Annotated in this window: 16 protein-coding genes and 3 other annotated features; of the genes, 13 read left to right on the forward strand and 3 right to left on the reverse strand. The window is 45.9% G+C overall.

Features of this window, described 5'->3' with window-relative positions; translation table 11 throughout:
- Positions 1 to 16: 16 nt before the first annotated feature.
- Genes bacD through bacF form a run of 3 tightly spaced genes read left to right on the forward strand, consistent with a single transcriptional unit; the run spans position 17 to position 3,816 of the window.
- Positions 17 to 1,435 carry an alanine--anticapsin ligase gene (bacD, locus tag ACQVGT_RS01765; RefSeq protein ID WP_015384957.1) on the forward strand — a complete coding sequence of 473 codons (1,419 nt, stop codon included), beginning with the start codon at positions 17 to 19 and terminating at the stop codon, positions 1,433 to 1,435.
- Positions 1,432 to 2,616 (forward strand): bacilysin exporter BacE, encoded by a 1,185-nt coding sequence (bacE, locus tag ACQVGT_RS01770; RefSeq protein ID WP_015384956.1) that lies wholly within the window; start codon positions 1,432 to 1,434, stop codon positions 2,614 to 2,616. The genes bacD and bacE overlap by 4 nt, the downstream gene beginning before the upstream one ends.
- The gene (gene bacF / locus ACQVGT_RS01775; RefSeq protein ID WP_015384955.1) at positions 2,617 to 3,816 is read left to right on the forward strand and encodes a transaminase BacF; all 1,200 of its coding nucleotides are present in this window, start codon (positions 2,617 to 2,619) and stop codon (positions 3,814 to 3,816) included.
- Between the two features lie 15 nt (positions 3,817 to 3,831).
- Here bacF and bacG read toward each other — a convergent pair whose 3' ends face one another.
- Both bacG and hemQ read right to left on the reverse strand, forming a co-directional pair.
- Complete coding sequence (gene bacG / locus ACQVGT_RS01780; protein ID WP_015483848.1) at positions 3,832 to 4,611, reverse strand: NADPH-dependent reductase BacG; 780 nt, start codon at positions 4,609 to 4,611, stop codon at positions 3,832 to 3,834.
- A gap of 132 nt (positions 4,612 to 4,743) precedes the next feature.
- On the reverse strand, positions 4,744 to 5,508 hold the full coding sequence (gene hemQ / locus ACQVGT_RS01785) for a hydrogen peroxide-dependent heme synthase (protein WP_015384953.1): 765 nt from the start codon (positions 5,506 to 5,508) through the stop codon (positions 4,744 to 4,746).
- Between the two features lie 269 nt (positions 5,509 to 5,777).
- Between hemQ and pta the strand changes: the two genes are divergently transcribed.
- The 4 genes from pta to ACQVGT_RS01805 all read left to right on the forward strand — a co-directional run bounded on the left by pta (position 5,778) and on the right by ACQVGT_RS01805 (position 9,745).
- Positions 5,778 to 6,749, forward strand: coding sequence for a phosphate acetyltransferase (gene pta, locus ACQVGT_RS01790; protein WP_015384952.1), 972 nt, complete (start codon positions 5,778 to 5,780; stop codon positions 6,747 to 6,749).
- Positions 6,750 to 6,894: 145 nt separating this feature from the next.
- Positions 6,895 to 7,794 (forward strand): cysJI operon transcriptional regulator CysL, encoded by a 900-nt coding sequence (cysL, locus tag ACQVGT_RS01795; RefSeq protein ID WP_014481233.1) that lies wholly within the window; start codon positions 6,895 to 6,897, stop codon positions 7,792 to 7,794.
- Positions 7,795 to 7,842: 48 nt separating this feature from the next.
- Positions 7,843 to 8,688: an octanoyl-[GcvH]:protein N-octanoyltransferase gene (gene lipL / locus ACQVGT_RS01800; RefSeq protein ID WP_015483847.1), complete on the forward strand. Its 846-nt coding sequence runs from the start codon at positions 7,843 to 7,845 to the stop codon at positions 8,686 to 8,688.
- A 166-nt stretch (positions 8,689 to 8,854) separates the two neighbouring features.
- Complete coding sequence (locus ACQVGT_RS01805) at positions 8,855 to 9,745, forward strand: carboxylate/amino acid/amine transporter (RefSeq protein WP_015384949.1); 891 nt, start codon at positions 8,855 to 8,857, stop codon at positions 9,743 to 9,745.
- A gap of 143 nt (positions 9,746 to 9,888) precedes the next feature.
- Here the strand turns inward: ACQVGT_RS01805 and rsfA are convergent, their stop codons facing one another.
- Positions 9,889 to 10,665: a prespore-specific transcription regulator RsfA gene (rsfA, locus tag ACQVGT_RS01810; RefSeq protein WP_015384948.1), complete on the reverse strand. Its 777-nt coding sequence runs from the start codon at positions 10,663 to 10,665 to the stop codon at positions 9,889 to 9,891.
- Between the two features lie 213 nt (positions 10,666 to 10,878).
- On the opposite strand from rsfA, the gene ACQVGT_RS01815 reads away from it, so the two are divergent.
- The 6 genes from ACQVGT_RS01815 to thrS all read left to right on the forward strand — a co-directional run bounded on the left by ACQVGT_RS01815 (position 10,879) and on the right by thrS (position 17,844).
- Entirely contained in the window at positions 10,879 to 11,103 is a 225-nt protein-coding gene (locus ACQVGT_RS01815; protein WP_003222050.1) for a YuzB family protein, read from the forward strand.
- A gap of 159 nt (positions 11,104 to 11,262) precedes the next feature.
- Positions 11,263 to 12,564: an HD domain-containing protein gene (locus tag ACQVGT_RS01820; RefSeq protein WP_015483845.1), complete on the forward strand. Its 1,302-nt coding sequence runs from the start codon at positions 11,263 to 11,265 to the stop codon at positions 12,562 to 12,564.
- A gap of 35 nt (positions 12,565 to 12,599) precedes the next feature.
- Positions 12,600 to 13,100, forward strand: a complete 501-nt coding sequence (locus tag ACQVGT_RS01825) for a YwgA family protein (protein ID WP_003227524.1) — start codon at positions 12,600 to 12,602, stop codon at positions 13,098 to 13,100.
- 111 nt (positions 13,101 to 13,211) lie between these two features.
- A complete protein-coding gene (locus tag ACQVGT_RS01830) occupies positions 13,212 to 13,682 on the forward strand; it encodes an Rrf2 family transcriptional regulator (RefSeq protein ID WP_014478304.1) in 471 nt (156 codons plus the stop codon).
- Complete coding sequence (locus tag ACQVGT_RS01835; RefSeq protein ID WP_015384945.1) at positions 13,682 to 15,091, forward strand: MFS transporter; 1,410 nt, start codon at positions 13,682 to 13,684, stop codon at positions 15,089 to 15,091. Before ACQVGT_RS01830 ends, ACQVGT_RS01835 begins: the two co-directional genes overlap by 1 nt.
- Positions 15,092 to 15,137: 46 nt before the next feature.
- Positions 15,138 to 15,366, forward strand: a binding site (T-box leader).
- Between the two features lie 33 nt (positions 15,367 to 15,399).
- Positions 15,400 to 15,621 (forward strand) — a binding site (T-box leader).
- Between the two features lie 31 nt (positions 15,622 to 15,652).
- Positions 15,653 to 15,874: a binding site (T-box leader), on the forward strand.
- Between the two features lie 53 nt (positions 15,875 to 15,927).
- Positions 15,928 to 17,844 (forward strand): threonine--tRNA ligase, encoded by a 1,917-nt coding sequence (gene thrS, locus ACQVGT_RS01840; protein ID WP_015483843.1) that lies wholly within the window; start codon positions 15,928 to 15,930, stop codon positions 17,842 to 17,844.
- Position 17,845 lies beyond the last annotated feature (1 nt).

The raw sequence follows: 17,845 nt of genomic DNA on the forward strand, positions 1-17,845 counted from the left end.
AAGGAGTGTTTTACATATGGAGAGAAAAACAGTATTGGTCATCGCTGATCTTGGAGGCTGCCCGCCGCACATGTTTTATAAAAGCGCTGCTGAAAAATATAACCTGGTCAGCTTTATTCCAAGACCTTTTGCAATTACAGCCTCTCATGCAGCATTAATTGAAAAATACTCGGTCGCGGTCATAAAAGATAAAGACTATTTTAAGAGTTTAGCTGATTTTGAGCATCCTGATTCCATTTATTGGGCGCATGAGGATCATAACAAGCCTGAGGAAGAGGTCGTCGAGCAAATCGTCAAGGTTGCCGAAATGTTTGGGGCGGATGCCATCACAACAAACAATGAATTATTCATTGCTCCGATGGCGAAAGCCTGTGAACGTCTGGGCTTGAGAGGTGCCGGCGTGCAGGCAGCCGAAAATGCCAGAGATAAAAATAAAATGAGGGACGCTTTTAATAAGGCCGGAGTCAAATCGATCAAAAACAAACGAGTCACAACTCTTGAAGATTTCCGTGCTGCTCTTGAAGAGATCGGCACACCTCTTATCTTAAAGCCTACATACTTAGCGAGTTCAATCGGTGTAACGCTGATTACGGACACTGAGACGGCAGAAGATGAATTTAACAGAGTCAATGACTATCTGAAATCAATTAACGTGCCAAAGGCGGTTACGTTTGAAGCGCCGTTTATCACTGAAGAATTTTTACAGGGTGAGTACGGAGACTGGTATCAAACAGAAGGGTACTCCGACTATATCAGTATAGAAGGCATCATGGCTGACGGTGAGTATTTCCCGATCGCCATTCATGATAAAACGCCGCAAATCGGGTTTACAGAGACATCCCACATTACGCCGTCCATTCTGGATGAAGAGGCAAAAAAGAAAATTGTCGAAGCTGCCAAAAAGGCAAATGAAGGGCTTGGCCTGCAAAATTGCGCAACACATACAGAGATCAAGCTAATGAAAAACAGAGAACCGGGTTTAATTGAATCGGCAGCCAGATTTGCCGGCTGGAATATGATCCCTAACATTAAAAAGGTTTTCGGCCTTGATATGGCGCAATTATTATTAGATGTCCTCTGTTTCGGAAAAGACGCCGATCTGCCGGACGGATTATTGGATCAAGAGCCTTATTATGTTGCCGACTGCCATTTGTACCCGCAGCATTTCAAACAAAATGGCCAAATTCCTGAAACTGCTGAGGATTTGGTCATTGAAGCGATCGATATTCCGGACGGGCTTTTAAAAGGGGATACTGAAATCGTTTCTTTTTCGGCCGCAGCACCAGGCACTTCAGTTGATTTGACATTGTTTGAAGCTTTCAATTCCATTGCTGCATTTGAACTGAAAGGCAGTAATTCACAGGATGTGGCTGAATCAATCAGACAAATTCAGCAGCATGCAAAGCTGACGGCAAAGTATGTGCTGCCAGTATGAAACAGCTGAAACCCAACTCTAAATACTTGCTTTACGGGCAGGCGCTATCGTTCATGGGAGACTATTGTGTTCTCCCTGCCCTGCTCATTTTGTCTACATATTATCACGATTATTGGGTGACGTCCGGGGTCATCGTGGTCAGAAGCATTCCGATGGTGTTTCAGCCGTTTTTGGGGGTTCTGGTCGACCGGTTAGACAGAATTAAGATCATGCTGTGGACGGATATCATCAGAGGCATCATCTTTTTGGGGCTCACATTTCTTCCAAAAGGCGAGTATCCGCTGATCTTTCTGGCCCTGCTGTTTATTTCTTATGGAAGCGGCGTGTTTTTTAATCCCGCCCGTCTCGCTGTCATGTCGTCCTTGGAATCAGATATTAAAAGCATCAACACGTTATTTGCAAAAGCGACAACCATCTCCATTATCGTCGGGGCGGCTGCCGGAGGGCTCTTTCTGTTAGGCGGATCTGTAGAGCTGGCTGTTGCCTTTAACGGTGTGACATACCTGGTTTCGGCATTTTTTATCAGCCGTATCAAGCTGCAATTTGTGCCGATTCAACCTGAAAACATAAAAGAGGCCTTTCAGTCTTTTAAGGAAGGGCTCAAGGAAATCAAAACCAATGCATTCGTATTAAACGCCATGTTTACGATGATTACAATGGCTTTGCTGTGGGGAGTCGTGTACAGCTATTTTCCGATTGTCAGCCGCTTTCTGGGTGACGGGGAAATCGGCAACTTTATCCTCACATTCTGCATCGGCTTCGGCGGGTTCATCGGAGCGGCGCTTGTCAGCAAATGGGGCTTTAACAACAATAGAGGCCTTACGTACTTTACCGTTTTATCCATTGTCTCACTGGCGTTGTTTTTATTCACGCCGATTTTCGCTGTTTCTGTCATCGCGGCGATCCTCTTTTTCATCGCGATGGAATACGGGGAAGTGCTTGCAAAAGTGAAGGTTCAGGAAAATGCGGCAAACCAGATTCAAGGGCGCATTTTTTCAGTGGCCGAAGCGTCTATCGGATTATGCATTTCTATTGGTTCAATGTTCATTAACATCCTAAGCGCTCCGGTCATTATGGGGCTGATTGTCGTGATCGTATGCGGTTTGTTTCTGCATACGAAGCTCGTCAACAAATCGTTTTTGGAACGGGATAACAAAACGGAGCAAAAAGGAGTCTTTTAGATGGAAATAACACCGTCCGATGTCATCAAGACACTTCCAAGGCAGGAGTTTTCTCTCGTTTTTCAAAAGGTAAAGGAATTGGAAAAAACGGGGGCCCACATCATTAATCTCGGACAGGGGAACCCTGACCTTCCCACTCCGCCGCATATTGTGGAGGCTTTGCGGGAGGCTTCTCTGAATCCTTCGTTTCATGGATACGGCCCTTTCAGGGGCTATCCTTTTTTAAAGGAAGCGATCGCTGCTTTCTATAAAAGGGAATACGGAGTGACAATCAATCCTGAAACGGAGGTCGCGCTTTTCGGAGGCGGGAAAGCAGGCTTGTATGTGCTGACACAATGCCTGCTCAATCCGGGAGACATCGCTTTAGTCCCGAATCCAGGCTACCCTGAATATTTATCAGGGATTACGATGGCGCGAGCTGAGCTTTACGAAATGCCGCTGTATGAAGAAAATGGCTATCTGCCGGATTTTGAAAAGATTGATCCAGCCGTGCTGGAAAAAGCGAAGCTTATGTTTTTAAACTATCCGAACAACCCCACTGGAGCTGTGGCTGATGCGGCTTTTTATGCAAGAGCTGCTGCTTTTGCGAAAGAGCATAACATCCATTTGATTCATGATTTTGCATACGGAGCGTTTGAATTCGATCAAAAACCGGCCAGCTTTCTTGAGACAGAGGATGCAAAAATTGTCGGAGCAGAGCTTTATTCATTTTCAAAAACATTTAACATGGCCGGCTGGAGAATGGCGTTTGCGGTTGGGAACGAAAAGATCATTCAGGCCGTCAATGAATTTCAGGATCATGTATTTGTCGGCATGTTCGGCGGGCTGCAGCAGGCAGCGAGTGCGGCGCTTTCTGGAGATCCGGAGCATACGGAATCGTTGAAACGAATTTATAAGGAACGAATTGACTTTTTTACGGAGCTTTGCGAAAAGGAACTGGGCTGGAAGATGGAAAAGCCAAAAGGAACCTTTTACGTATGGGCTGAAATTCCGAATACGTTTGAGACATCTCACCAATTTTCCGATTACTTGCTGGAGCATGCCCATGTCGTAGTCACACCGGGCGAAATTTTTGGAAGCAACGGAAAAAGACATGTCAGAATCTCAATGGTGTCGAAGCAGGAGGATCTGAGGGAATTTGTCATGCGGATTCAAAAGCTGAACCTGCCGTTCGGGTCATTACAAGAAACATCCCGCTAAAAAGCGGGATGTTTTTTATATGCTTTTCATGCTGCCGCCATCAGCGGAAATTTGCTGTCCCGTGATGTAGGAGGCTTCCTCAGAGGCAAGAAACGCGGCGAGCGCTGCGGTTTCTTCGGCTGATCCGACCCGTTTCATCGGAATCCCGGAAGCAATCTGTTCCTCTGCTTTCTGTTTGGATATGCTGTTCTTTTTCATCACATTTTCCACAAATTGATGATAACGGTCTGTAGCGATAAAACCAGGATTCAGACAGTTGACAGTAATGTTGTGAGGAGCAAGCTGGATGGAAATATTTTTACTGGCGTTAATTAAAGCGGCATTCATCATACTGTTTGTGAACATGTTGGCGCCGGGTTCTTTCCACAGATTTCCGACAATGTTGATGATTCTGCCAAACTCGTTTTGTTTCATCAGTGAGGAAGCACGCTTGATTGCGTCAATATAGGCAACGGTCTTTTGAGTGAACGTGGCCGTCATATCGTCTATATTGCAGTTATCAAATGTATCAGGCGCGCCGCCCGGGATATTATTAATCAGAACATCAAGCCGTCCGCATTGAGATTCGATTTCCTGAAAAATGCCCGCTCTCGTATGCCAGTCAGACATATCTCCCGCAAGGACAATGACGCTCGCCTCAGGATGCTTGGCCAAAATGTCTTCTTTGACAGATTCAATATTATCCAAATTTCGCGAATTAATGACGAGGGAAAAATGCTGGTCTGCTAATTTCAGAGCGATTGCTTTCCCGATCCCTTGACTGGCTCCCATAACAAATGCGGTTCGTTTTGACAAATAACTGCACCCCTTTGAAAAAATTGGATTATTATCTACATCGTAAGAAAAAACGAAGAAAATAGCAAATTTTATTTAAATTCTGATAAAGGGGATTTGAAAAACTCCCGCCGGATAGGGCGGGAGGGGATATTATACATATAGGAATTGAGGAAGTGTATCAAGCGAAAGGTGATTGCCGACAAAGAATGAACCAAATTCGCCATAGCGAGCGCTGACTTCGTCAAAACGCATTTCATACACAAGCTTCTTGAATTGAAGGACATCATCGCTGAATAATGTAACGCCCCACTCGTAATCGTCAAAGCCGACAGAGCCGGTGATGATCTGTTTGACTTTGCCGGCATAGCTGCGGCCGATTAAACCGTGGCTTCTCATCAAGTTTCTGCGTTCTTCCATTGAAAGCATGTACCAGTTGTCATTGCCGGATCTTCTTTTATCCATTGGATAGAAGCATACATATTTTGATTCCGGCAGTTCAGGGTAAAGGCGCGCGCGCACATGCGGATTTTCGTAAGGATCGCCGTCACCGCTTGCCAAGTAGTTGCTCAGCTCTACCACTGATACGTAGGAGTATGCCGGAAAGGTGAACTCAGCAAGTCTTGATTTGTTGAATTCAAGCTCAATTTGATTTAATTCTTCCATTGTAGGACGAAGGATCATCAGCATAAAATCAGCTTTTTGGCCGACGATGCTGTAAAGAGTTTGCGATCCTTTTCCTTCTTTTTGGGCTACGCCCCATTTTTCAAGCAACCCGGTGAATTCATGTATGATAGATTGGCGCTCATCACTGGACAGCAGCTTCCAGGAAGTCCAATCCATTGTGCGGAAATCATGAAGCGCATACCAGCCGTCAAGCGTTTTTGCCGCTTCATTTGTCATTTGCTGTTCACTCATTTATCTTCACTCCCATTATCTTTTCATGATTGCCTTCACTATACCATAGTTTATCCGATTCTACTGTGGAGAAACCTTGAACATCCCTTCCGTATAACTCCATCAAAATAGAAGAACCTATAAGGGTAGATTGAGTCACTTAAATTAGTTAGAAAAATAAGATTTTTTTATGAAAGCGCTATAATGAAAGTTGGCTGTTTGAATTTGATTGGAAGAAGAGTATGCTAGTAAAAGAAAGCGTTTTTGTAACTTTTTGAGGAGGTTTTATTGTGGCAGATTTATTTTCAACAGTGCAAGAAAAAGTAGCTGGAAAAGACGTTAAAATTGTATTTCCTGAAGGCTTAGACGAGCGTATTTTAGAAGCGGTCAGCAAGCTTGCAGGAAACAAAGTGCTGAATCCGATTGTGATCGGCAATGAAAATGAGATCCAAGCAAAAGCAAAAGAATTGAACCTTACGCTGGATGGCGTTAAGATTTATGATCCTCATACATATGAAGGCATGGAAGACCTTGTACAAGCATTCGTAGAACGCCGCAAAGGCAAAGCGACAGAAGAACAGGCTCGCAAAGCGTTATTAGACGAGAACTACTTCGGTACAATGCTGGTGTATAAAGGCCTTGCAGACGGACTCGTAAGCGGAGCTGCTCACTCGACAGCTGACACTGTCCGCCCGGCTCTTCAAATCATCAAAACAAAAGAAGGCGTGAAAAAGACTTCAGGCGTGTTCATCATGGCTCGCGGGGAAGAGCAATACGTATTCGCAGATTGCGCGATCAACATTGCGCCTGACAGCCAAGACCTTGCCGAGATTGCGATCGAAAGTGCCAATACGGCAAAAATGTTCGACATTGAGCCTCGCGTGGCAATGCTCAGCTTCTCTACAAAAGGCTCAGCAAAATCTGATGAAACAGAAAAAGTAGCGGATGCAGTGAAAATCGCGAAAGAAAAAGCGCCTGAACTGACACTTGACGGCGAATTCCAATTTGATGCTGCATTTGTTCCATCTGTAGCTGAGAAAAAAGCGCCGGATTCCGAGATCAAAGGGGACGCTAACGTATTCATATTCCCAAGCCTTGAAGCAGGAAACATCGGCTATAAAATCGCTCAGCGTTTGGGCAACTTTGAAGCGGTAGGACCAATCCTGCAAGGTTTAAATATGCCTGTAAACGACCTTTCAAGAGGATGTAACGCTGAAGATGTTTACAATCTCGCATTAATTACAGCGGCGCAAGCACTGTAATAAAAATGAAGACGATGGCAGCTCTCGACCGAGGGCTGCCTTTTTTGCGCTTCCGTATAGCCTTCTTTACCAAGACGGATGATATGAGTACAATAAAGAAAACTAATCATAACCATATATTTCATTAATGACAGGGGTGGGGTTTTTGTATTACGACGTGCTGAAAACGTTTATAGCGGTGGTAGAAGAAAAAAACTTCACAAAAGCGGCAGAAAAGCTGATGATCTCCCAGCCCAGCGTCAGTCTGCATATCAAAAATCTTGAGAAAGAATTTCAAACGGCTCTTCTGAACAGGTCGCCAAAACACTTTACGACAACGCCGACAGGAGACATTTTATATCAAAGAGCAAAGCAAATGGTGTTTCTCTACGAACAAGCCAAGGCTGAAATCTATGCGCATCATCACTATGTGAAGGGCGAATTGAAAATAGCTGCAAGCTTTACAATCGGTGAGTATATTCTTCCGCCGCTATTGGCCCAGCTGCAAAAGCTGTATCCAGAGCTGAACCTCGATGTCATGATTGGCAATACAGAGGAGGTCAGCGAGCGTGTGCGTATGCTTCAGGCTGATATCGGGCTGATTGAAGGACATACAAACGAGAATGAGCTGGAAATTGAACCGTTCATGGAGGATGAAATGTGCATTGCCGCTCCAAATCAGCATCCGCTCGCCGGGCGGAAAGAGATTTCGATCAGCGATTTGCAGAACGAAGCGTGGGTGACAAGAGAGAAAGGCTCAGGGACGAGAGAATATCTCGATCATGTACTCAGTTCAAATGGACTTCGGCCGAAATCAATGTTCACCATCAGCAGCAATCAAGGTGTAAAGGAAGCGGTGATCAACGGCATGGGACTTTCGGTTCTATCCAGAAGCGTGCTGCATAAGGATTTGATCCACCGCGAAATTTCAATTCTTCATATTAAAGATTTCTCGTTAAAGCGCAAGCTGTCTTACATTCATTCTCCTCTCATGGAGAATACAAAAAATAAAGAAATTTTTATTACGATGCTGAAAAGCAATTATCAATCACAGCTGCTGAAATGATATAATAGTTTTCGTTCAATAAGCCTAACATGAAAGGGTTTTACATAGATGGCAAACCAACCGATTGATTTACTGATGCAGCCGAAATGGAGAGTCATTGACCAATCCAGCCTCGGCCCTTTATTTGATGCGAAGCAATCCTTCGCAATGGATGATACGCTGTGCATGTCCGTCGGAAAAGGCGTGTCGCCGGCGACAGCGCGCTCATGGGTGCACCACGATACAATTGTCCTTGGAATACAGGATACACGCCTCCCGTTTTTGCAGGATGGCATCTCCTTGCTGGAGAGTGAAGGATACCGTGTGATCGTACGCAATTCCGGCGGTCTTGCCGTCGTATTGGATGACGGTGTTTTAAATATCTCTCTCATATTCGAGGACGAAAAGAAAGGCATCGATATAGACAAAGGATATGAAGCGATGGTTGAGCTGATGAGGCGAATGCTGAGACCGTACAACGCAAAGATCGAAGCCTATGAAATTGAAGGGTCTTATTGTCCCGGCAGCTATGACCTCAGTATAAATGGCAAAAAGTTCGCCGGCATCTCTCAGAGACGCGTTCGCGGCGGAGTCGCTGTTCAAATTTATCTCTGTGCGGATAAAAGCGGCAGTGAAAGGGCCGACTTGATCAGACGATTCTATCAAGCGGCGCTGAAAGACAAACAAAACGATAAAAAAGGCGTCTATCCGGAAATACGTCCGGAAACGATGGCGTCCTTAAGTGAGCTTCTGCAAAAAGACATCTCCGTACAAGACTTAATGTTCGCTTTATTGACGGAATTAAAAGTGTTAAGCACCCATCTTTATTCAGCTGGACTGTCCATTGATGAGGAAATGGAATTTGAGAAAAACCTCGTGCGGATGGCTGAGCGGAATGCAAAGGTATTTGGGTGAACGTTCTTCGCATGCCGGCTGTATATGCCGGCATGCATTTTTTATTTCAAGCGGCATTTACCCCAATAATCTTATTTTCAGATAAATCCTTCTTACATAAAGATAACCACGACAAAAAGAAAAACGATAAAATGACATCAGCATCCATATTAAAGGGGAGAGGCAGATGAAGGGGAATATTTACAGCCTTTTTGTATTGATTGCGGCTTTTTTCTGGGGGACCACGGGAACCGTTCAGGCGTTGGCTCCAGAAAGCGCCACACCGCTGGCATTTGGAGCGTTCAGGTTATTAATAGGAGGAAGCGCCATGCTGCTTGCGGTTTGGATCAGCCGGGAGCTTCACGTGAAAAATTGGTCATGGCCGCTCGTATTTTTAGCCGCTGTTTGTATGGCGTGTTACCAGCCGCTGTTTTTCACAGCTGTTAAAGAAACGGGAATTGCGGTGGGAACTGTGATTGCCATCGGCAGTGCGCCTATCATTGCCGGGACCCTCGAGTGGGCCGTATTGAAGAAACGCCCGCGAAACTCCTGGTGGATTGCGACTGTGCTGGCTTTAGCGGGTTGCTGGCTTCTGTTTTCCGACAGTTCCAATGTTCGGATTGATGTGGCTGGTGTTCTTATGGCGCTTGGAGCTGGTGCTTCTTTTGCGGGCTATACGCTCATCAGTAAAGCGATGATGATAACCCAGCCTCCGCGAGCGACCTCCGCTGTTGTCTTTATGATCAGCGCCATCTTGCTGACGCCGCTACTATGGCAGTCAGATATCTCGTGGATATTGACCCCTAGAGGACTGGGAACAAGCCTTTACATCGGGTTAATTGCAACATGCTCCGCATACTTTTTGTTTGCGAAAGGGCTTACAGGGGTTCCGGCTTCGGCGGCGGTCACGCTGTCTTTAGCTGAACCGCTGACGGCTTCATTGCTTGGCGTGTTTTTCATAGGGGAAATGCTTTCGCCTTCCTCGTGGCTGGGCATTGCGCTTATGATGCTGGGTCTTTTGGTCATTTCTGCTGCGCCTCGGAAACAAAAAACGGCCGAGGCAGCTCACATGTCTTAATAGATTCACATAAGCTTGGCCTCATTTTACAAGAATAGCTGATCCGGCTGCAAAATGAGGGAATTCTCTTTTCTCAATAGAAAAGGGAATTTTGCACATGGCGAAAATCCCAAAACAGCTGCCCGTTTTGGGATTTTTCTATGTCATTCCGCTAATTTTTCTAAATTGCCGTTCCGGTCCATTTTGAAGGACGGAGAGGCATGTTCATCTTCTTCAAATAAAACTAGCTTTCTGGCTCTGTTCATAATTTTCACCAAGGTTTCATAATCTTCTTGGATCGTTTTTTGGTCTTTTTCAAGCTTTTGAACTTCTGCCTCAAGCTGCTCTGTTTTGTTTTGCAATTCCTGATTTTCTTTCTTTAAACGCTCGTTTTCCATTTTTAATGCTGATGATTGCTCGTTATTGCCTTCGTAATTCTGAAGGAAGCGGATCACATCATTCATCGTCATCTCAGGCGCAGCTGCAGGCGTTTGAGGAGACAATAAGTGTGATAGACTAGCTAACTCTTCCTTAAAGCTCTCATCAACAAAAGGCATATGTTCGCCAGACATTAAAGGTTGCTCATTTTCGACAGATGGTGTTTCCGTTTTAACCGGCTCTTCTGCAGCGGTTTCTTGAGTGATTTCAGGATCAACGGCAGGAGGCTGATATAATAATCTTTTTTTCGCAGGCTGCCCGTTTCCGAGCGCTCTCATCCGCTGCTTTCGTTGTTTCTTCGCAAGCTGAAGCGCTTTTTCATATTGATGGCGGACCACTGCGTTCCATCTGAATCCGCAGGCTGCGGATGTCCGGTTTAATTTATCGCCGACTTCTTCAAAGGCGTTCAGCTGAGTGCTGCCCTCCCTCACATGCCGAAGCACTGTTTCGGCTAAAAGCAGATCGTTTTCCTCTGACCAAGCGTCTTGTCGCTGTTTTGTCATTTATCTCAACTCCCATTTTTCTTTTCATGGTATTAGAATGTCCAGGTTGGAAAATATTTATACAAATTGGCTGAAAGAATAGGAGATACGAAGGATGGAGCGGCTTGCAGGAACAGTCGAATCCTTGTAAAATGAAGAGTGATGTGATTTTTTTTTAAAACGATTTTAGGTTATTCACATAGATGAACATAGAAATGAAGGGAAGCGTACGTCATGGCTAATGAATTTCGAGTGTGTGATGATTGCCAAGCCACTAATATCAAAACATTGCTGCCGCGTTTGAAAGAAGTGGACCCGGACGCAAAGGTTGAGGTAGGATGCCAATCTTATTGCGGGCCCGGACGGAAAAAATCATTTGCTTTTGTGAACAATCGCCCGCTGTCAGCTCCGACAGAGGATGAGCTGATTGACAAAGTAAAAAAGAAAATAAAAAAGTAAACATATTTTTTCTTAGCCTCGGCCCTCAGGTCAGGCTTTTTTGCTTCACAAGATGTGTTTTTCATGAAGATGGAACAAATCGCCGGGCAAATTCAAGGATGTTTTCAAAGAATAGAGTCGATATAATAGAAACACGGCTAAAAAAAAGAGGGAATGACGATGGCGTATCCAAATGGAAAATTATCAGAAGAAAAAGTGTTTAAAGATCCGGTGCACCGCTATGTTCATGTTCGGGACAAGCTGATATGGGATTTAATCGGAACCCGTGAATTTCAGCGTCTCCGCAGAATTAAGCAGCTCGGCACGACCTATTTGACGTTCCATGGGGCTGAGCACAGCCGGTTCAACCATTCTCTCGGTGTCTATGAAATTGTCAGAAGAATGGTTGATGACGTCTTTAAAGGCCGCCCTGAATGGGATGACAGTGAGCGCGAACTCTGTTTGGCCGCGGCGCTGCTTCATGACCTCGGGCACGGGCCGTTCTCGCATTCATTTGAAAAGGTCTTTCACCTTGACCACGAGGATTTTACAAGAGATATCATTTTGGGAGACACGGAGGTTAATCAGGTGCTCAGAAAGGTGAGCCCGGGTTTCCCTCAGGATGTTGCAGAAGTCATTGCCAAAACATATAAAAACAAGCAAGTGGTCAGCCTGATTTCGAGTCAGATTGACGCAGACCGCATGGATTACCTCCAGCGCGACGCATATTATACGGGCGTCAGCTACGGCCATTTTGATATGGAGCGGATTCTTCGGGTGATGCGGCCGCGCGAGGATCAGATCGTCATTAAAGAAAGCGGAATGCACGCTGTCGAAGACTATATCATGAGCCGTTACCAAATGTACTGGCAGGTCTACTTCCATCCTGTGACTAGAAGTGCAGAGGTTATTTTAACGAAGATTCTTCACAGGGCGAAGCAGCTGCACGATGAAGGCTATGTCTTCACTCACGCTCCGGTTCATTTCTATTCTATTTTTGAAGGGAAATTGACACTGGAGGATTATGTAAAGCTGGATGAATCTATTATTTTGTATTACTTCCAGGCCTGGGAGGAGGAAGAAGACGCGATTTTATCCGACTTGTGCCGCAGATTCATTAACCGCCAGCTGTTCCAATACGTTGAATTCAATCCGAATGAAGAAATGTCGGCTTATTTTGAGCTGACCTCATTGTTCAAAGAGGCGGGAATCGATCCGAGCTATTATTTGGTCGTTGATTCTTCATCAGATCTGCCATACGATTTTTACCGACCGGGAGAGGAAGAGGAGCGTCTGCCGATCCATCTCTTGACGCAAAACGGCCAAATTAAAGAGCTGTCCAGGCAGTCGGCTATTGTGGAATCCATCTCAGGTAAACGGCGGACGGACCACAAGCTTTACTATCCAAAGGACTTGATTTGTGACGGCTCTAAACATCCGGAAGCGAAAATGAAAATCCGGCAGCTGCTGGGACTGACATAGAAATTGGAAAGAAGGAAAAAGGAGATGTCGGGAATTTGTTGAAAGAACATGCAAAACTGATGAAGGTGTTCTCGGATTCTGGAGAAATCATCGGGCGAAAGAAGCTGCAGAAAATGATTTATATCGCCAAGAAAATGCAGTTTCCTTTCTATGAGAAATATGATTTTCACTTTTACGGACCATATTCAGAGGAACTGACGCTCCAGATTGAAGAGCTGTGCAACCTTGGATTTCTGCATGAGGTGAAGGAAAAAAAGGGCGGCTACTTTCAATACCGGTATTCGCTGACTGAGACAGGCTCCGCATTTTTAGACCATGCTGATCTGGACATGCCGGATATGAAAGGCTATATTGACAGTGTAAACAGCCGTTCATCACGGTTTTTAGAGCTTGTTTCCACGATCCTTTACTTTGACGGGCTTGAGGATGAGGAAAAGAAAGAAAAAGTCTTTACCATCAAAAGCAAGCAAAAATATACAAATGAAGAATATGACGAAGCGCTTCAATACATAGAGGAACTGAAGCAGATTTGTTAACCATACCAAGCAAAAGAAATGATCCGTTTCTTTTGCTTTTTTTATTGACAAAAGCTGCTAAGAGATTCATTATGGATAATAGTTATCCATAATGAATCAGGAGTGAATAGGATGAAAATGAAATCAGGAATGGAGCAGGCGGTTTCTGTGCTGCTGTTACTGTCACGGCTGCCGGTACAGGCTTCTTTGACGTCAGAGGCTATAAGCCAGCGATTGCGTGTGTCTCCGTCTTACTTGAAGAAGCTGATGAGAACATTAGTTCAAGCCGGTTTGGCAGAATCCTTACCAGGGACGAAGGGCGGTTTTACCCTGACGAAGCCTTTGGCGGACATTACGCTTTATGATGTTTATCAAGCGGTTGAAGGCAGAGGTTCGATGTATCAGGGGAAAGGCCTGCTGCAATCTGTATTTGAGGGAGAAAGTCACTGTGTGCTGGAGACAGTCATGGGGGAAATCGAGGATAAATGGGCCAATCTCATGAGAGAAGAATCCTTGCAGCATGTCATGGACAGAGTCGGGGAATTGTATGATCTTGAAAAAATAGATGATTGGGTAATCAAGCAAGTGAAAGGGCAATTGTAATGAAAAATAGCGGATCTTTACACAAAACAGATTCATCTACAGGAATATCTGTACTGATCGTGCTCGCACTTGGTTTCCTCATGGCAACTCTTGATGTGACCGTTGTGAATGTGGCGATGGCGGATATGAAAAACACTCTTTCAATGTCACTTTCAGGTGTAACATGGGTTGTGGACGGGTACATTCTTACTTTTGCGTCGCTTCTGCTGGCGGGCGGAGCCTTGGCTGACCGTTTCGGCTCGAAGACGATCTATATCTTAGGTCTAGCCGTTTTTGTTCTGGCCTCCTGTGTATGCGCTGCATCTATAAATGGGCAGATGCTGATTGCCGGACGTCTCATACAGGGAATTGGAGCAGCTTTGTTTATGCCAAGCTCACTCAGCCTTTTGGCTGCCTCTTATCCTGATGAGCGGGTGCGGGCGAGAATGTTTGGGCTGTGGGCCGCGCTTGTTTCCGCCGCTTCAGGCCTTGGGCCCTTTATCGGGGGAGTGCTGGTACAGTTGGCGGGCTGGCAGAGTATTTTTCTGATCAATGTGCCAATAGGGGCTGCTGCGCTCATTTCAGCTTACCGAATCCTCAGCCGCGTTCCGGGAAAAAGCAGCCGCGTGAACATCGTTGGGCATCTGCTTGGCATGATGGCTCTCGGGTTTCTTTCCTATGCTTTGATACAGGGGCCTTCAGTGGGCTGGCGCTCGCCAGTGATTCTTGTAGCATTTACTGCAGCGATTTTGGCATTTGTGCTGTTTTTGCTGCGGGAAATTTCTGCAAAAGCACCCATCCTGCCGGCGTCCTTATACAAAAGCGGCCGCTTCTCAGCTGCCCAATTTATCGGGTTTTTGCTGAATTTCGCCCTTTTTGGCGGCATGTTTATGCTCAGCCTTTTTTTGCAGGAAGCAGGAGGCGCAAGTTCCTTTATGGCTGGAGTGGAGCTGCTGCCGATGATGGCGGTCTTCGTGATCGGCAATCTGCTGTTTGCCCGTCTGGCGAATCGGTTTGAAGCCGGGCAGCTTATGTTTGTATCAATGGCGGTCAGCTGTATCATTGCATTGCTGTTGTTTGTGCTGATTTCTCCGGATTTTCCTTATTGGCAGCTGGCGGTATTGATGTCTGTTATGAACCTCTGTACCGGTATTACAGTTCCTGCCATGACAACTGTGATCATGCAGGCTGCCGGGCAAAGACATGCGAATATCGCCGGTGCGGCGTTAAATACAAACCGGCAAATCGGAGCCTTGGTCGGCGTAGCGATAACCGGGGTGATTATTCATCTGTCCGCCACTTGGTATGCCGGTGCCGGGTTTACGTTTTTGATGATGGGAGCGGCATACAGCCTCGCTGCATTGCTTGTATGGCTGTTTCTGGTTGCCCATAACGGAACTGTTGCGTCAGAAAAAAATGTAAATCACTGATTGCGCTTTGTGGGAATATATAGTAAGATATAAAAAATTATTGAAACAACAGGCACTGATAAGGACACGAGATGCTTTTTACGGTTTCCAGAGAGGGAAGGACAGCTGAGATCTTCCTAACGCAGGGAAAGCAGCTTACCGCCTTTGAGCCGTATCGGGGAAAACAAGTATCTGATACCGTCATGCTGCGTTACAGCATCTTCAAGCCGATCACCATGTGTAATTGATCGGGAATTTGGGTGGAACCACGGATGATCAACACATTCGTCCCTTTTAGAGGGATGGGTGTGTTTTTTTATATGAACTACATAAATGCGTTGAAAAGGACACGAATGATAGTTACGGTTTTCAGAGAGGGAAGGAAAGGTGAGAGCTTCCCAGCTTAGGAATATCATTTACCGCCTTGGAGCAGCATTGGGGAACTGAAGTATCCAATGCCGTCTATGCTGCGTTACAGCACCGAGCCGACAATATAGTATTTGTCGGGAACTTGGGTGGAACCACGGGTTAATCACACACTCGTCCCTATCTGTGGGACGGGTGTGTTTTTTTATGAATTGAATACATGCGATGAAAAGGACACGAATGATAGTTACGGTTTTCAGAGAGGGAAGGAAAGGTGAGAGCTTCCCAGCTTAGGAATATCATTTACCGCCTTGGAGCAGCATTGGGGAACTGAAGTATCCAATGCCGTCTATGCTGCGTTACAGCACCGAGCCGACAACATAGTATTTGTCGGGAACTTGGGTGGAACCACGGGTTAATCACACACTCGTCCCTATCTGCGGGACGGGTGTGTTTTTTTATATACAACAATGAATAAGGAGTGTTCTAAAATGAGTAAACATGTACACATTCAGCTTCCGGACGGACAGATCCAGGAATATCCGAAAGGCATCACAATCAAAGAAGCGGCTGGTTCTATCAGTTCCAGTCTGCAAAAGAAAGCGGCCGCAGGTCAGGTCAACGGCAAGCTTGTTGATCTCAGTTTCAAGCTGGAGGAAGATGCTGAGCTTTCGATTGTCACACTCGATTCACAAGAAGGCTTGCAGGTGCTTCGCCACACAACAGCGCACGTGCTGGCCCAAGCAGTAAAACGGCTGTACGGCGAAGTGTCATTGGGGGTAGGGCCTGTGATTTTAGACGGCTTCTACTATGACATGAAGCTGGGGAAAAGCTTGGCATCAGGAGACTTAGAGGCCATCGAAAAAGAAATGAAAAACATAATAAATGAAAACCTTGAAATCAAACGTATGGAGGTTTCTTACGAAGAGGCTGAAGAGCTGTTTGCACAAAAAGACGAGCGGCTCAAGCTTGAGATTTTAAAGGATATTCCGCGTGGGGAGGATATCACACTGTACCAGCAAGGGGAATTCGTTGACCTGTGCCGCGGGCCGCACCTCCCTTCTACAGGAATGATCAAGGCGTTCAAACTGACAAGAGTATCAGGCGCTTATTGGCGCGGAGACAGCAAAAATGAAGTCCTGCAGCGGGTGTACGGGGTTGCGTTTCAAAAGAAAAAAGATTTGGATGCGCACCTGCATATGCTGGAAGAAGCGGCAAAACGAGACCATCGCAAGCTCGGCAAACAGTTAGGGCTGTTTATGTTTTCTGAAGAAGCGCCGGGGATGCCGTTTTATTTGCCGAAAGGGCAGATTGTCCGCAATGAGCTGGAGCGCTTCTCGCGTGAGCTGCAAACAAATGCCGGCTACGATGAGGTGCGTACGCCGTTTATGATGAATCAGCGGTTATGGGAGCAGTCAGGCCATTGGGACCATTATCGCGACAATATGTACTTTTCAGAAGTGGATGATACAAGGTTCGCAATGAAGCCGATGAATTGTCCCGGCCATATGCTCATTTTTAAAAACAGCCTGTATTCTTATCGGGATCTGCCGATTCGCATGGCGGAATTCGGACAGGTGCACCGCCATGAATACAGCGGCGCTTTAAACGGAATGCTTCGCGTTCGGACGTTCTGTCAGGATGACGCCCATATTTTCGTTCGGGAGGATCAGATTGAGAGTGAGATCAAAGAAGCGATTCGGCTGATTGATGAGGTATATCGGACATTTGGTTTCGAGTATTCAGTTGAGCTTTCGACTCGCCCGGAGGATTCATTAGGCGATGACAGCCTTTGGGAAGCGTCGGAATGTGCCTTAGCACGCGTCCTTGAGGAGCTTGGCCTCTCTTATGAGATCAATGAAGGTGATGGGGCGTTTTACGGGCCGAAAATTGATTTCCACATAAAAGATGCCCTGAAACGGAGCCACCAATGCGCGACAATTCAGCTTGATTTTCAAATGCCGGAAAAATTTGATTTAACATATATCAACGAACTCAATGAGAAGGTTCGTCCCGTTGTCATCCACAGAGCGGTTTTCGGCTCAATCGACCGTTTCTTCGGCATTTTGATCGAGCATTACGGCGGGGCTTTTCCAGTCTGGCTCGCACCGCTCCAGGTTCAAATCATACCGGTTTCGCACGTTCACTTAGACTATTGCAGAAAAGTGCAGGCGGAGCTGAAGCAGGTGGGGATAAGAGCCGGCATTGATGAGCGCAATGAGAAGCTGGGCTATAAAATCAGAGAATCGCAGGTGCAGAAAATCCCGTACGTGCTGGTGCTTGGAGATCATGAGGAGCAGGAGGATGCGGTAAACGTCCGCCGATTCGGACATCAGCAGAATGAACATGTTCCTTTTCAGACATTCAAAGATAAGCTTGTGAAACAGGTGGAAAATCGAGGCATGTAGG

It is taken from the genome of Bacillus sp. SCT118, assembly GCF_058566435.1.

Excerpts from the sequence above, each read along its gene's own strand:
- bacD (WP_015384957.1), top strand. The coding sequence starts at position 17 with ATGGAGAGAAAAACAGTATTGGTCATCGCTGATCTTGGAGGCTGCCCG.
- bacE (WP_015384956.1), top strand. The coding sequence starts at position 1,432 with ATGAAACAGCTGAAACCCAACTCTAAATACTTGCTTTACGGGCAGGCG.
- bacF (WP_015384955.1), top strand. The coding sequence starts at position 2,617 with ATGGAAATAACACCGTCCGATGTCATCAAGACACTTCCAAGGCAGGAG.
- hemQ (WP_015384953.1), bottom strand. The coding sequence starts at position 5,508 with ATGAGTGAACAGCAAATGACAAATGAAGCGGCAAAAACGCTTGACGGC.
- lipL (WP_015483847.1), top strand. The coding sequence starts at position 7,843 with ATGGCAAACCAACCGATTGATTTACTGATGCAGCCGAAATGGAGAGTC.
- ACQVGT_RS01805 (WP_015384949.1), top strand. The coding sequence starts at position 8,855 with ATGAAGGGGAATATTTACAGCCTTTTTGTATTGATTGCGGCTTTTTTC.
- rsfA (WP_015384948.1), bottom strand. The coding sequence starts at position 10,665 with ATGACAAAACAGCGACAAGACGCTTGGTCAGAGGAAAACGATCTGCTT.
- ACQVGT_RS01815 (WP_003222050.1), top strand. The coding sequence starts at position 10,879 with ATGGCTAATGAATTTCGAGTGTGTGATGATTGCCAAGCCACTAATATC.
- ACQVGT_RS01820 (WP_015483845.1), top strand. The coding sequence starts at position 11,263 with ATGGCGTATCCAAATGGAAAATTATCAGAAGAAAAAGTGTTTAAAGAT.
- ACQVGT_RS01830 (WP_014478304.1), top strand. The coding sequence starts at position 13,212 with ATGAAAATGAAATCAGGAATGGAGCAGGCGGTTTCTGTGCTGCTGTTA.
- ACQVGT_RS01835 (WP_015384945.1), top strand. The coding sequence starts at position 13,682 with ATGAAAAATAGCGGATCTTTACACAAAACAGATTCATCTACAGGAATA.
- thrS (WP_015483843.1), top strand. The coding sequence starts at position 15,928 with ATGAGTAAACATGTACACATTCAGCTTCCGGACGGACAGATCCAGGAA.